The sequence below is a fragment of the Paenibacillus wuxiensis genome (genome assembly GCF_040195695.1).
GTDB lineage: Bacteria > Bacillota > Bacilli > Paenibacillales > Paenibacillaceae > Paenibacillus_B > Paenibacillus_B suaedae.
The window spans coordinates 15782-30919 of sequence record NZ_JBEFZI010000013.1 but is presented as its reverse complement, the minus strand read 5'-3'; the positions used below and the strand labels follow the sequence as shown (position 1 = coordinate 30919).

The 15138-nt window shown below is 48.7% G+C and carries 15 protein-coding genes and 1 pseudogene; 1 reads left to right on the top strand and 15 read right to left on the bottom strand.

Annotated features, from left to right (window positions below; genetic code table 11):
• Window positions 1–33: 33 nt before the first annotated feature.
• Both sucD and sucC read right to left on the bottom strand, forming a co-directional pair.
• Complete coding sequence (gene sucD / locus ABN764_RS25110; protein WP_174807802.1) at window positions 34–975, bottom strand: succinate--CoA ligase subunit alpha; 942 nt, start codon at window positions 973–975, stop codon at window positions 34–36.
• A gap of 25 nt (window positions 976–1000) precedes the next feature.
• Window positions 1001–2161: an ADP-forming succinate--CoA ligase subunit beta gene (gene sucC, locus ABN764_RS25105; protein WP_021262475.1), complete on the bottom strand. Its 1161-nt coding sequence runs from the start codon at window positions 2159–2161 to the stop codon at window positions 1001–1003.
• 550 nt (window positions 2162–2711) lie between these two features.
• Here sucC and ABN764_RS25100 point away from each other — a divergent pair.
• Entirely contained in the window at window positions 2712–4259 is a 1548-nt protein-coding gene (locus ABN764_RS25100) for a YifB family Mg chelatase-like AAA ATPase (RefSeq protein ID WP_446673445.1), read from the top strand.
• 9 nt (window positions 4260–4268) lie between these two features.
• Here ABN764_RS25100 and ABN764_RS25095 read toward each other — a convergent pair whose 3' ends face one another.
• From ABN764_RS25095 to rpsP, 13 genes and pseudogenes are all read right to left on the bottom strand, one after another.
• Window positions 4269–4637 (bottom strand): YraN family protein, encoded by a 369-nt coding sequence (locus ABN764_RS25095; protein ID WP_268624442.1) that lies wholly within the window; start codon window positions 4635–4637, stop codon window positions 4269–4271.
• Window positions 4638–4737: 100 nt separating this feature from the next.
• Window positions 4738–5022: pseudogene (locus ABN764_RS25090) on the bottom strand (EscU/YscU/HrcU family type III secretion system export apparatus switch protein); the annotation flags it as partial.
• Window positions 5023–5165: 143 nt separating this feature from the next.
• Window positions 5166–7184 (bottom strand): TP0910 N-terminal domain-containing protein, encoded by a 2019-nt coding sequence (locus ABN764_RS25085; RefSeq protein ID WP_446673444.1) that lies wholly within the window; start codon window positions 7182–7184, stop codon window positions 5166–5168.
• Window positions 7185–7322: 138 nt separating this feature from the next.
• Window positions 7323–7982 (bottom strand): ribonuclease HII, encoded by a 660-nt coding sequence (rnhB, locus tag ABN764_RS25080; protein ID WP_021256571.1) that lies wholly within the window; start codon window positions 7980–7982, stop codon window positions 7323–7325.
• Between the two features lie 144 nt (window positions 7983–8126).
• Window positions 8127–9005, bottom strand: coding sequence for a ribosome biogenesis GTPase YlqF (ylqF, locus tag ABN764_RS25075; RefSeq protein ID WP_446673443.1), 879 nt, complete (start codon window positions 9003–9005; stop codon window positions 8127–8129).
• Window positions 9006–9037: 32 nt separating this feature from the next.
• On the bottom strand, window positions 9038–9664 hold the full coding sequence (gene lepB, locus ABN764_RS25070; protein ID WP_021256573.1) for a signal peptidase I: 627 nt from the start codon (window positions 9662–9664) through the stop codon (window positions 9038–9040).
• Window positions 9665–9785: 121 nt separating this feature from the next.
• Complete coding sequence (gene rplS / locus ABN764_RS25065; protein ID WP_005551919.1) at window positions 9786–10127, bottom strand: 50S ribosomal protein L19; 342 nt, start codon at window positions 10125–10127, stop codon at window positions 9786–9788.
• A 140-nt stretch (window positions 10128–10267) separates the two neighbouring features.
• Window positions 10268–12127 (bottom strand): hypothetical protein, encoded by a 1860-nt coding sequence (locus ABN764_RS25060; protein WP_446673442.1) that lies wholly within the window; start codon window positions 12125–12127, stop codon window positions 10268–10270.
• A 173-nt stretch (window positions 12128–12300) separates the two neighbouring features.
• Window positions 12301–12882 carry an RNA 2',3'-cyclic phosphodiesterase gene (thpR, locus tag ABN764_RS25055; protein WP_072728783.1) on the bottom strand — a complete coding sequence of 194 codons (582 nt, stop codon included), beginning with the start codon at window positions 12880–12882 and terminating at the stop codon, window positions 12301–12303.
• 239 nt (window positions 12883–13121) lie between these two features.
• Window positions 13122–13922 (bottom strand): tRNA (guanosine(37)-N1)-methyltransferase TrmD, encoded by an 801-nt coding sequence (trmD, locus tag ABN764_RS25050; RefSeq protein WP_072728784.1) that lies wholly within the window; start codon window positions 13920–13922, stop codon window positions 13122–13124.
• A 1-nt stretch (window position 13923) separates the two neighbouring features.
• The gene (gene rimM / locus ABN764_RS25045; protein ID WP_065290326.1) at window positions 13924–14442 is read right to left on the bottom strand and encodes a ribosome maturation factor RimM; all 519 of its coding nucleotides are present in this window, start codon (window positions 14440–14442) and stop codon (window positions 13924–13926) included.
• A gap of 154 nt (window positions 14443–14596) precedes the next feature.
• Window positions 14597–14827: a KH domain-containing protein gene (locus ABN764_RS25040; protein WP_005551913.1), complete on the bottom strand. Its 231-nt coding sequence runs from the start codon at window positions 14825–14827 to the stop codon at window positions 14597–14599.
• Window positions 14828–14850: 23 nt separating this feature from the next.
• Complete coding sequence (rpsP, locus tag ABN764_RS25035; RefSeq protein WP_021256578.1) at window positions 14851–15123, bottom strand: 30S ribosomal protein S16; 273 nt, start codon at window positions 15121–15123, stop codon at window positions 14851–14853.
• Window positions 15124–15138 lie beyond the last annotated feature (15 nt).

Below are 15138 nucleotides of genomic sequence, written 5' to 3'. Positions count from 1 at the left end.
TCCGTGCAATAAAGGTTGCTTACCTTTTGAATATTAGGAATTCACAACATGCGTCGTGCAGGCCTCAAGCATCCCACGCTCTTCAAGTACAGCAACAAGCGTGCTGCCCATTTCCGAAGGAGTAGGCGCAACTCTTACACCACAAGCCTCCAGCGTAGCAATCTTCTCAGCAGCAGTTCCCTTGCCTCCTGAAATAATGGCGCCTGCGTGACCCATACGCTTGCCTGCAGGTGCTGTCGCTCCGCCGATGAAACCTACTACCGGCTTCTTCATGTTATCACGAATCCACTCTGCTGCTTCTTCTTCAGCTGTACCACCGATCTCACCGATCATGATAACAGCATGTGTATCTGGATCTTCATTGAACAGATGCAAGATATCAATGAATTCAGAGCCTTTGACCGGGTCACCACCAATGCCAACTGCAGTAGATTGGCCGATGCCGCGCGTTGTTAATTGATGAACAGCCTCATATGTGAGTGTTCCACTTCGGGATACGACGCCTACATGGCCTGGTGCATGAATATATCCCGGCATAATACCGATCTTGCATTGTCCTGGTGTGATGACACCTGGGCAGTTCGGACCGATAAGACGTGTGCGCTTGCCTTCCATGTAGCGCTTAACCTTGACCATATCCAATACAGGAATACCCTCTGTAATACAGATAACCAGATCTAGATCGGCATCTACTGCTTCCATAATCGCATCTGCTGCAAATGCTGGCGGCACATAAATAACACTCGCTGTTGCGTCTGTTGCATTCTTAGCTTCCACTACCGTATTGTAAACAGGAAGTGTAACCACTTCACCGTTATCAAGCGTAATGTCAACCGTAGTTCCGCCTTTGCCAGGGACAGCGCCTGCTACCATCTGTGAGCCATACTCAAGCCCGCCCTTTGTATGGAACATGCCTGTAGCACCCGTCATATTTTGTGTAATAATCTTGGTATGTTTATCAATTAAGATACTCATTGACTCTCATCCTCTCGTCCGTGAATTATTGAACCAAAGCGACAATTTTCTGCGCACCGTCTGCCATCGAATCGGCTGCAACAATGTTCAATCCGGATTCATTCAGAATGCGCTTGCCGATCTCCACGTTCGTACCTTCCAGACGGACGACGAGCGGCCGATCAAGACCAATTTGCTTCGCAGCTTCGACAACACCGTTTGCAATGACATCACAACGCATAATACCGCCGAAGATATTTACAAATATGCCTTTTACATTTTCATCTGACAAAATGATCTTGAATGCTTCTGTTACTTTCTCCGTTGTAGCGCCGCCCCCTACATCTAGGAAGTTAGCCGGCTCTCCACCGTAATATTTAATGATATCCATCGTGGACATCGCAAGACCTGCACCGTTAACCATACAGCCGATGTTGCCGTCGAGGGCGATATAGCTCAAATCGAACTTGGATGCTTCGATTTCCTTCTCGTCTTCTTCATCCAAATCGCGCAGCGCTTGAATGTCCTTATGGCGATACAGTGCATTGGAGTCAAAGTTCAGCTTCGCATCCAAAGCCATTACTTCACCTTCACCTGTTATAACCAGCGGGTTGATTTCTGCAATCGAGCAATCCTTCTCAACGAATGCTTGGTACAGGGCAACCATAAATTTAACAGCCTTGTTGACCAGCTCAGCAGGAATATTGATTGCATATGCGAGCTTGCGCGCTTGGAAGACTTGCAGACCGACCGCAGGATCGATAACTTCCTTCACGATCTTCTCCGGTGTTGCTGCAGCAACCTCTTCGATTTCCGTGCCACCTTCTTCAGACGCCATCATCACGACGCGACCTGTACCACGATCAACAACTACACCAATGTAATATTCCTTCTTAATGTCGCAGCCCTGTTCAATCAACAGACGCTTTACTTCCTTGCCTTCCGGACCTGTTTGATGCGTCACGAGCACTTTGCCAAGCAATTCCGTCGCATATGTACGCACGTCATCTAAGCTCTTCGCTATCTTCACTCCGCCCGCTTTACCACGGCCGCCTGCATGAATTTGCGCCTTGACGACAACAATGGGAGTGCCCAATTCTTCAGCTGCCTGGACGGCTTCATCCACCGTAAAAGCAACCTTCCCTTCTGGAACAGCAACGCCATATTGCTTCAATACACTTTTGCCTTGATACTCATGAATATTCATCGTGCATCCCCCTATCCGATCGTTAGCCTCATGGGCTTATTCCGATTCGAAGCCGAGGTTGTAGGGCAGAAGCATACTGAGTTAGCTCCTGTTACTACACCTCGCGGCGCGTCCGTGAAATTGGGGAACCGCTTCCGCCGCTTCGCCACCGCTACTCACAATAACGGAAAATATATACAATCCGAACACATTGTATCATGATTTTAAAACGCTTTCCTCTCATTTTCGTCAAGAACGTACATTTTTTTGATATTGATATCATCTCATTTTGAGATTAATAGGGAACAACTCATCGAAATCGCCACCGAAATTGACGCAAGTACTGCCTACAGCTATAATAATTATTACCTGCGCCTAATCTGCTTGCAAGAAGCCTGTTCCAATATATTAGGTAGATTAAGGAGATTAGTAGATTGAGGAGATTGCAATTACGAATTTTTTGATAAATGCTATCGTAGACGCTATAGTTATATAACGAGTGTAGATAAGGAAGCACCTTTCCCTCGTATTCCAGTTTTCGGCTGAGAATAACGATTGAGAGGTGTTTTTTGTGTACGGAAATTTATGGGGTGCTTCTGTGTACGGCGTAGAAGGAAGACTCATTCATGTGGAAATTGATATTTCGCCCGGGCTGCCTCAGGTGACGATTGTTGGCCTCCCTGATGCCGCCATTCGCGAATCCATTGAACGAGTGCGAGCCGCTGTTCGCAATTGCGGCTGGAAGTTCCCACTAGAGCGGATCACGATTAATTTGGCACCTGCTGATCTGCGCAAGGAAGGGACATCATTCGACATCGCCATGGCGATAGGACTGTTATGTACGAGCGGACAGATTCCAAACCAGCCATTTGAGGAGATGCTCCTCATTGGAGAGCTGGCACTCGATGGTTCTACCCGTGCGGTTCCAGGCGTGCTGTCTCTTGTTGACGAAGCGCGCCGAAGAAAGTTCACCCGTGTTATGGTTCCTGCAGACAATGTTGCTGAAGCATTACTGGTAGAAGGAATCCAAGTATTCCCGCTCCGCCATCTAAGTGAGCTGCAGGAAATCCACAGTGTAGATGACTTGCCGATTGCTTCACGAGAAGCGAAAGACAGAGATAGTAGTGAAATGAAAAAGGAGGAAACGGTAGCAAGGAATTTGGAGGATTACGCCGACGTAAACGGTCAACTGCATGTCAAACGTGCGTTAATAGTTGCAGCATCAGGGATGCATAATGTACTGCTGAGCGGCCCTCCGGGCACCGGCAAGACAATGCTTATCAAGAGACTTCCTACAATCTTACCGCCTATGAATGAAGCTGAAGCGCTCGAGGTATCCAAGATCTATAGTGTATCGGGGAAATGGAGCCACTATGGTATAGGTCTAATGATGACACGCCCCTTCCGCTCCCCCCATCATTCCATCTCTGCTGCTGGACTTATTGGTGGAGGTGCGATCCCGAAACCAGGTGAAATCAGCTTGGCTCACCGCGGCGTCCTCTTTTTGGATGAGCTGCCCGAGTTCCCGCGCCAAGTGCTTGAAGTGCTCCGCCAACCACTCGAAGAACGAAGCGTTACCATCGGCAGAGCACGCGCCGTCTTCCGTTTCCCTGCTCACTTCATGCTGGCAGCCTCCATGAATCCATGTCCTTGTGGATATGCCGGTTCCCGTACAGAAGAATGTCGTTGTTCACATGGACGACTTGAGCAATATCGAAGCAAGCTGTCAGGCCCCCTGCTCGATCGGATTGATGTTCAGGTTGAAGTACCTCGTTCCCCTATTTCCGATTGGTCCAGCAACAATCTAAGCTCCGAGGAGATGCGCAAGCAGGTTATGCGAGCACAACGGGTACAAGCTCAGCGCTATGAAGGACTGAATATCCAATTCAACAGCGAGCTCTCAGGCTCTTATCTGAAGACATACTGCTGCTTGTCGGACAGCGCGAAGAATATGCTGCAGCAGGCTTATGATCAGCTAGGCATGAGTGCACGAGCACATGATCGCCTTTTGAAGCTATCCCGAACGATCGCGGATATCGAAGGAAGTGAAGTTATCGAGGTTGCACACGTAGCGGAAGCGATCCAGTACCGTACATTGGACAAGCGGAATCATGCCTGAATGAACGGATTAGAATGCTCCCTGAAATAGTTCAATGTCGGGTGGAGTTCCATGATCCGTCGAGTAGGTAATCGCTACTGCATCGAAGCGTATATGAACCTCATCTAAGCGATGTCGATGCATATACGCCGTTGCCACTGCTCGCACCTTGCGCTGCTTGCGCCAATCGATTGCCTCTGCCGCACCGCCATAACGCAATCCCGCGGTGCGGCTTCTAACCTCGACAAACACCCACACATCGCCATCGTTCGCAACAATATCAATCTCACCTAACTTACAGCGCCAATTCACATCAATAATGCGGTAGCCTCTACGTTCTAAATAAGCAATCGCAAGCTGCTCTGCCTCAGTTCCCCGCGCACGACGATTAAGCTTCATCGGCACACTCCTCTTCCGGCTACCTGAAATATGAGGTGGAGTACCCGCATCAACTGATGACATCTGTTGATGTTTCTTTTGTGATGCCTTCCCATGATGTTTACGTTCCACGATTGATCCACCCCTTATCCGCTCGCTGATCCGCTTTATATACAAAGGAGAGCACCTCTGCAACCAATTGATAAAGGGCAGGCGGGATTTGCTGATCGATATCTAGTTTAGACAATACCTCAACTAAAGAAGCATCCTCTTGAATAGGGACTCCGCTCTCCTTCGCCTTTTCGAGAATGCGATCAGCTATTTGACCATGTCCCTTAGCTACAACAACTGGGGCTTCCCCTTGTTCGGGATTATAAGTAAGTGCAACTGCCTTTTTGCGTGGTGTGGCGCCACCTGCCTTCGCAGACGCATGCGTCTCTTCTCTAACACCGTGACGTGCTTCTTGCTGATTCCAATAACTCGTTCCCGAGTTAGGTGATGGCTGTACAGGCTCGACGGAAGCTGGTCGAGGGATAGACGGTTTGTTATTCATATCTTCATGTCCACCCCCTTGTAAGGCTTCGCGGCATAATCATCCATGCTGATTTCTGGAGATTGCACTGACCCCGCATCAGAACGCTTCTCAGGAAGCGGTAGTGTTCGGAAAGCGGACAGCTGGTAACCGATTTGCTCCAGTGCTTCTTCCGCTTCATCACGCAACCCATCCATCCATTCACCGAGCCGTTCATCAGCATGATGGATATGCAATGCAACCGCATTATCTACCACTTGAACATCTACGAGCGTACGCCCGAGCACCTTCATATTCAAATCGAACCAGAGTCGGCAATTGCCCGCATCAAGCTCTCCTCGCTTGCTCTGACGGGATTGAATGTGAACGGCCGCAGTTTGCTTGCCTTCCGGCGTTACAAGCGGGACAAACAATGTAATATGGGAGAATGGAGCTTGGCGATCAGACGCGAGCAGCAACTGTTGGCCGGTGACATGCTGTACAAGCTGTTGAGCTGCCTCACGGAGTGCATGCGGGACTCCATCCGCTTGCAGCAATTGAAGGAGGGCACTCTTCAGCGACTCTCCAACTGCCGCTCCCTGCTGTGTTGCACTGGCTGTCAGGTGGTTCATATCCAGCTGTGCCATCCCTGATACAACTGGTGCCGCTGCCGTCCCTGCCTTCGCTGCTGCCCCGCTAGACATCACTTCTTGAGAAGCTGCACTACGCCCCGTTCCTCCATTCATAACAGATGCTTTGTCCGCTGCTGCATCATCCGCAGCCAATGCTGAAGCATGCACAGTTGCCGCTGCAGACTGTGCGGGAGTCCCAAATTGCGGTGCTGTGTTTCCACTGCCGCTTCCTATTAGTCCACTACTTCCTGATGTGCTTGAGTTGCCTGATGCCGCAGCAGTGCTACCACCGCCGCCAACAGCAGGCTGTCCATTTTCACCCACTGTCTGCTGCGGCTGCTGAGACGTTAGCTCCATGACTGCAGCTCGATGAGCCTGCTGTTCATGCGACACGCCGAGCAATTGAAGGACTTTACCAATCCATGCACCACTCTGAACCATCGGTTGAGGAGAAGATGATGTTCCAGAAGCTCCAGCAGTCCCTGAAGCACCGTTTCCGCCAAAATTGCCGTTCTGAAGGGAGATAGATCGTACTTGTTCTCCATTTTGGACACCTCTGCCCACAGCTGATGTCGAATCCATACTCGTGCCGCTAGTACTCCTATTAAGTGTCTCAGGCATAGGAGAGGCAGAAGACTGACCACTAGGAGCACTTGTGGCGCCACCATTCGCACTTGCAGCCGCCCCCGCTCCTCCGTTAGCCTGCTGACCTGATGTTTGCAGTCCCTCTGCAAGCAGTGCACGTATGAGTGTTTGTGCCTCACGCAGCGGTTGTGTCCACAGTGTACCTGCATTGCCAGTATTGGCCCCGCTGCTGCCAAGCGAGCCGCTGCCCAAGACCAGAGACTCATCCCCAGCGCGCATAAATCCTGCAAACATATCCGTCAGCGGCTTGCCGAACAGTGCTTGCCGCAGACCGCTTAATGTATCTGCTGTGAGCGGCAATTGCCGACGAAGCGCTAGACCTGCTGCTTGCATCCATTCCGATGCTGCCACTCCAGGAGGCTTCGAGGCCATCGCTTGGCTAAGCTTGGCTGCAAGCTCCTTCGTTAGCGGCAAACCGGCCCGCTGTAAATCTTGCAGCAAGCGGCGTGCCCATGCTTCATCCGGCAATCCGGATTGCTTAAGTGCTTCTTCCATTGAAGGCAATGTGCCGACAGAAGGGCCCTCTGTCTGCTTCAATATAACCAATCCATCCGACTGCTGCCCCTGTACCTGCATCCACGTCGTTTGCCCTGGCTGCATCGGCGCATCCAGCACTGCACGTACAGGAACACCATTTACTGATACGACGGCCTCGTGCCCGTTTTCAGACACTTCCGTTACAGTCGCACGAACGACCTGACCCGTTTTTAGTTCCAATGAACGCTGCTCGCCGGGTCTCGCCTCCCCAGCCAAACTTCGTACCAATTGTGATATATTCATGTCCATCCCACGTCCTCTGCAAATAGCTATCTTATATATCGGCATAGAGCAGACGAATAATGAGTACTTATCCGCAGCTATCGTTCACTAGAACAGAAAACAGAATAATAGATAATTACTTACCGTTAACAGATGGTGCTAGAATAGCGTCAACTGCTCCTCTTCAGGAAATAAGGAGGACAAGAAGCTCTTGCGATGCATCGGCGTTGGCCCATGAAGGAGCAGCTGTTCCCGATGCAGCTTCGTTCCATACCCTTTATGAACGGCTATGCCATACTCCGGATATCGGTCATTCCACTCACCAATACATAGACGGTCACGCGTTACCTTAGCGACGATCGAAGCAGCTGCGATCGATTGACTATTGGCATCACCTTTAATAATCGCCTCTTGTGCATATGGCAAATCTATCTTCTCTGCATCGACCAACAGCACTTCTGGCTGAGTCACCAACCCTTCAACTGCTTCTTTCATAGCACGACGAGCTGCCTGCTTAATATTAATCTGATCGATAGTAGCGGCATCTACATGTGCAACTGACCATGCTATCGCTTCTGCTATAATAATGTCATACAGCTCATTCCGCTTCTTCTCCGACAGCTTCTTCGAATCATTGATCCCATCAATAATAAGACCTTGCGGCAATATGACAGCTGCTGCAACAACATCACCAAATAGACAGCCGCGGCCAACCTCATCAATACCTGCAATATGCTGAACGCTGCGTTCCCAATATTCTCGTTCCCAAGCTAATAAGTCAACGGGCTCTGCTGTTGCCTCCTGCTTCTTTCTCCCCATGCGAACATGATCCTCCCCAACCTGTCTTTACTTCACTGCCATATCTAGTAACGGCTGTACCTAAAGAAATAGCGCCGTACACCACTCCGGCGTTAACGGCGCTATCCTCATACTCCAAACATCCTACCTATATCTACCGAACAGCTATTTCACCATAAATGAATAAGGCTCTTCGAACGTAAGACGCCCCAACTTGCCAGAGCGCAGCTCTCGCAAAATAATGCCAGATGACTTCTCTAAGTCGACTCTTCCGCCACCCATTAAGCACCCGCGCTTGCGTCCAATGTCCTCCATCAAACGCACAACTTCATCTGGATTGTCCACATCTATGACTTCGTCCGTCATGCCGAACCGCTCAGACAGTCGATCCCAGTAATGGGATGCAACATATTTCAGCGCGTAAAACGCGATATCTTCCACATTCAATATTTCTTCGCGAATTGCTCCGGTTGTCGCCAATCGGTAACCTACTTCCTGATCCTCGAACTTAGGCCACAAAATCCCTGGTGTATCGAGCAGTTCCATTTCGGAGCCTACACGAATCCATTGCTGACCCTTAGTAACGCCAGGACGATCGCCAGTTGCAGCTACCGATCTACCAGCCAGCTTGTTAATGAGTGTAGACTTCCCTACGTTTGGAATTCCAACAATCAATGCACGTACTGGACGCGGCTTCATTCCCTTTGCAATTTGTTTCTGGAACTTCTCTTCGAGCAACTTGCGCGCTGCCTCAGGAATCTGCGATACATTGCTTCCTGTTGACGCATCGACAGCAATTACAGCGTGACCTTCATTGCGGAAATATTTCATCCACTTCGCCGTTACGTCTGGATCTGCAAGATCGCTTTTGTTCAGAATAATAAGGCGCGGCTTATTGCTGAGTATATCGTTAATCATTGGATTGCGGCTCGACACAGGCAGGCGCGCGTCCAACAGTTCGATCGCTACATCTATCAGTTTTAACTTCTCCTGGATCTGACGTCGCGCTCGCGTCATATGACCCGGAAACCATTGGATTGACATCGCTATCCACCTCCTTGGCAGCCGTAACTCAACTAATGATGTTGAATCAACTTAACATGCGAGATTGGCCAGAAGATGACGTCTGCGCGTCCAATGACATCTTTCAACGGAATAAATCCGAGCATGCGGCTATCGGTACTGTTGCTCCGATGGTCACCCATGACGAAGATATGTCCTTCTGGAACTTTGTTCGGCTGAGTCGAATCACTTGGGAAATTACGGTCATTATATAACATATCATTTTTATGAGCTTGATCTATTGCTTCTTGTATGTACGTCTCTTCTACCTTCTTGCCGTTAACGTACAAATCATCACCGCGATATTCGATCGTATCACCGGCAACACCAATTACACGCTTAATTAAATCGCGGTTCTCTTGTGGAACGTGAAATACAACAACTTCTCCTGTCTTAGGCTGTCTGAACTCATACAAGATCTTATTCACGATGAGCCTCTCACCCGTCCAGAAGTTAGGTTCCATCGAAGGACCATCAACTATAAACGGAGCGAACAGCAACCATCTTACGACAACGACAAGGACAACAGCTATCGCAATCGCTTTAATCCATTCCAACAATTCGTTTTTCTTCGGGCTGGCCGGCTTTTCAGCCGTTTCTTCCGGCGTATTCGGTTCCATCAATTGGTCGTTTTGATCCATTCGCTGTGCCCCGCTTTCTCCTAGGATGCGTATTTGAAGTTCACGTCATGCGCATTGCGCACTCCAATCCATACAAATAGCAAAAGGGAGCTTGCAGTCAAGCAAGCCCCCCGGTTGTTCCTTAACGGATTTCTTTGATTCTCGCTGCTTTACCGCGAAGATTGCGAAGATAGTACAGCTTCGCACGACGCACTTTACCACGGCGAGCCACTTCGATTTTATCGATTTTCGGAGTATGAAGCGGGAACGTACGCTCAACACCTACACCGTAGGAAATTTTACGAACAGTAAACGTTTCACTGATTCCGCCACCACGACGCTTAATAACAACACCTTCGAACAACTGGATACGCTCGCGAGATCCCTCGATAACTTTAACATAAACCTTCAAAGTATCGCCGGGACGAAAGCTTGGAATATCCTTGCGAAGCTGTTCTTGCGTAATCGCTTGTACGATATTCATCTAGGACTCCCTCCTTCCACACAGGTGTTCTTGCATCTCAGCATGCCTAGTGCATTCGCCTCATCGTATGCAGAGGACCACCGTATTCCAAACAACGAAATTAATTGTAGCATATGAACGAATAGAACACAAGCGCCTTTTCAAGGCTTGGCTTCTTTCCAATAATCATAGGCATGCACCGCATAACCGGTATAAGAATGGTGATCTGCAAGCATCTCTGGAAGCTTGTCCAACTGCTTCAGCATCTCTTCAGCACCCTTCTCATAAAAAGAAACATGCGTGCCTTCAAAACTCTCCTTCATTTCCACTGCAACTACGAGACGTTTGCCTAACCAATCCGCCATCTGCATCTCCTGCTTCACCAAAGCAACAATTCCATTGCTGCCCCCAGCCATATTACGGAACGCCATCAATGTCACATGATCCATACGCCCTATCATCCATTCACTAACCGACAGTTCCGACTTCCCCGGAATAAAGGTTCGATCCAGCCACACTGCGAGATCGACACTCGTCTCAAGCTGAGAATCAGCCTTGGTCGATTCGACAAAAAACGCCATATTGTCTATCCACTGTACAATGACCTCGTCCTTATCACTGCGCCATTGCGGAATTACATAAGGCTCTACATCCAAATGAATGCCATAGAAGCGCTCTTCAGGCGCGGCAGCACGATTGTAGCGTTTGACATAATCAACGAGCTTCCACATCCGCTGCCGATTCTCTGTTAACGCCCAACCAGGATGTCCACCCATAGCATGCATCTCAATTCCAGCATCATGCGCCTTCTTCACAAATTCACGGTACGCTTCAAACGGTTGCTGAAGATCCAAGCGAACATATAAAAAGTTGATTCCCTTTTCCTTCGCAAATGCAATGATGTCATCAGACTGATTTATCGCTAACTCCGCTTGCCATACGTAGGTTCCAATAATGGTTCCTGTACGATCAATTGGTGGCGGCATCGGGACTGTAATCTCCCCTGGATCAGGATTCGGATCTGGTTTTGGATCTGGTTTTGGATCTGGTTTTGGATCTGGTTTTGGATCTGGTTTTGGATCTGGTTTTGGATCTGGAACTGGGTCAGGCTTTGGCCCTGGGGGATCCCCTGGTTCACCATCTCTCTCCAGCATATGATTCCAATAACGATAATCATGGATGGCAACTCCTGTGAAGGAGGAATGATGCCGCAGCCGCTCCTGAACCTGATTCAACACCGACTCCATTGCCTGCACACCTGCATCATAGAAGGTAGTGTGAGCTTCCTTCATTGGCTTCGTGTTGACCCCAATCCATATCGGTGTCCCGACACGGTCTGCGATCTCTATTTCATTCTGGACAAGCTCCAAAATTCCGTTCCCGCCTTCTATCTGCTGACGGTACGCCATTAACGTTACATGATCAAAACGGCGAATGATCCATTCCGACAACGAAGTCTCTTGTGCATCTGGAACCGTGATCGAGTCGAACCATACCGGCATGTCGACGCTGAGCTCTAAATCGCTGCGGCTCTTGACAGCATTCAGCCAATCGCTCATATTCGCCGTCCAAGAACGAATGATCGATGGCTGATCATCTTCCCAATCTGGAAGCACGTAGGGCTCAACATCCAAATGCAGCCCCTTGAAACGCTCATCCGCAGCAGAATGCTGATTATAAGCGCTAACCCACTCTGTCAACTTCATCATCTTGTCCCGATATTCACGCAAAGCCCATAAGGGATGCCCTGCCAAGCCATGCACTTCAACTCCTGCTTGACCTGCCTGCTTCAGAAAGCGCCGATATGATGCTTCTGGAATCGTCATATCCATATGCAGATACATCACATTAATGCGATTCTTTTTGGCAAAATCAATCAGTTGCTCCGATTCTGTTTCTATTCTCTCCGCCTGCCATATCCACGTCGCCTTTCGCGTATCATCCGGCTTTGAAAAACCGACCAAAAGCATGGTCGTAATCAGAAGCAGCAGCGTTCCGATACGCGAAGCATATCTCTCCACGATATCCCTCCATTCACAATTTATATTGCTTTTTCAACCATTTTCGACATGCTCAAAATGGTGACTCCATTATAAATGTGTAAGATTGGAAAATATACGTGAGGATAGACCTGTTTTTCAAGACGTCGTATTAACGAGGCCTGACCCAATGATTGCAGCACATGTACATTAGACTATCCTTGACCCAGAGTAAAAGTATGCAAACGCTCATACATAGGACTTTGATTCATATGTGTCTGGAACAGCACGATCTCTTCCCCCGTCCATTGATTCGGAGGAAGTGGTTCGCTGTTCATGGTGAAGGGCTGACCTTCCCCTCCGCGATACTTGCGGGCCAGCGTAATATGCGGGCGATAAGGGCGTTCCTCCGGTTCGAATCCTAAAGGCGAAGTAGCGGCTGTAACGCTATGGTGCAATTGTCGCAGTTTGTCGATTGCTCCTCCTAGACCAGCCCATAGTACACGGGGTGCTTCTTTTGCCCCAAAGCTTCCCACGCCATCGAATTGCAGATCAATTGGAGCGCCCCCTCTGGACACCTCCTTCAATACATGTACAATCCGCTCAATAACATGCTCATCTACCGCCCCAAGGAATTGGAGCGTAATATGAAGATCCTGCGGGTGTACCCATTTCGCAAATTGCCAGCGCTGCTTCCCTGCTGTGCACCACTCTTCCAATACTTGAACAGCAGACTTCGGCAGTGGCATCGCAATAAACAACCGCAATCCATTCTTACGAATCTCACTTTTACTCATAACTTTGCCTCACTTCATTGGAATTCATGATGTCCCATGTTACATGCGACCTATGAACAATATTGTCCCCATTATTTATTATTTTCGTAAACAACGGTTATGCAAATTGGGCTTATACGCGTAACGAATGAATCCAATAAAAAAAGACTGAGATTTTATGTCCATCGTACATAGAATCTCAGTCATTTATGGTGGAGCAGTCTATTCACCAATCCACTCATTGAACCGGTTAGCTCTCATTAAGCGTTGCTTCGCTCGGCATCACTTTTCAAGCGTTGTACTATTTTCAGGTCGTCCTTACTCAGCTCCACATGCTCCAGCAAATCAGGACGCCGTTCCAGCGTCCGCTTCAGAGCCTGTTCGCGTCTCCATATCTCTATATTGGCATGATGGCCACTGATGAGTACATCAGGAACCTTCCAATCGCGGAACTGTGCAGGACGGGTATAATGCGGATATTCAAGCAGTCCTGTACTGAACGAATCCGTTACCGCAGACATCTCATTGCCCAGCACGCCAGGAAGCAGACGAACAACAGAATCAACCACGGTCATTGCGGGCAATTCACCGCCTGTCAATACATAGTCCCCTATAGATAGTTCATCCGTCACCAAGTGCTCGCGAATGCGCTCATCATATCCTTCATAATGACCGCACACGAATATTAAATGGGACTCCTGTGAAAGCTCCTCTGCTTTCTTCTGCGTGAAACGCTCTCCTTGCGGGCACATTAAAATAACGCGTGGTTTCGCTGCTTTCTCGTGACCATCCATCGATTCTGCTATTCCTGATGTCCGCTCTTCCACTGCCTTCACCATTAAATCTTCGACCGCCGCAAAGATCGGCTGCGGTTTTAACACCATACCACCGCCACCGCCATACGGATAATCGTCAACAGTTTGATGCTTATTATCGGAATAATCGCGGAAGTTGACCGTGTTAATAACAACATGTCCATTCTCACGCGCTTTCCCTAATATACTGGATCCGAATACCCCTTCGCACATCTCTGGAAAAAGGGTCAACACATCGATACGCATATTAAATAAGTCCTTCCATAATATGAACCGTTACGACCTTCTCCTGCACATCAACCGTAAGCACAACTTCATCAATGACCGGAATCAAGATTGATTTTCCTTTCGCAGGCTTCACAACCCAGACATCATTCGCGCCTGGAGACAGTATCTCGTCAATGATTCCAAGGTCTTCGCCTTCGTCTGTCACGACTTTACAACCAATAATCTCATGGTAGTAATATTCGTCTTCATCGAGCTCATCCAGCTGCTCTTCGCTTACTTTCAGCATCCAACCTTTATATTTCTCAACCTCATTGATATTGTCGAATTGCACAAATTTAATGATGTACATATTTTTATGTAAACGCGACCGCTCAACGGTAACGGATACACTGTTATTGGAGTTCGGTTGCTGCAGAACTAACTCGCTCTTTTGAGCGAAGCGTTCCTCCGGGAAATCTGTTGTCGGGATAATTTTCACTTCACCCCGAATGCCGTGCGTATTGACCAATTTGCCGACATTAAACATTCTTTGAGCCATGACTTATCCTCCTGCCGTTGGTAATCACCATTCATTCAATCTATCGTAAATATTCGGAGGCCCAACCTGCGAATATCTTCTTTCTAGTGTAACACATTCAGCCTCATGCATACGAAAAAGGGCTAGGATTTCATCCTAACCCTCTTGCGTGCAATTATGAAATAATGTCCACGGCAACTCGTTTTGGAACTTTAACAGCTGCCGACGTGACGACCGTGCGAAGCGCCTTAGCGATACGACCTTGCTTCCCGATAACCATTCCGACATCGTCAGGATGAACGTGAAGCTCATACACGATGACATGGTCCTTCTCCACGACGTCCACACGGACCTCCTCCGGATGATCGACCAAAGCGCGTGCAATTACTGACACTAACTCTTCCATTCGCGACCCTCCGAACGGTTAGATTATTTCTGGTGTTTCAGTTCATGGAACTTCTTCATTACGCCAGCTTGGCTGAGCAAGTTGCGAACCGTGTCAGATGCTTGAGCACCAGTTTGCAACCATTTCAAAGCTTTTTCCTCGTCGATGTTAACGACTGCTGGTTGTGCTACCGGATTGTAATGACCGATTTCCTCGATAAAACGACCGTCACGCGGGGAACGGGAATCGGATACAACTACACGATAGAATGGTGCTTTATGAGCACCCATGCGTTTCAAACGGATACGTACTGCCACGAAATTCACCTCCTT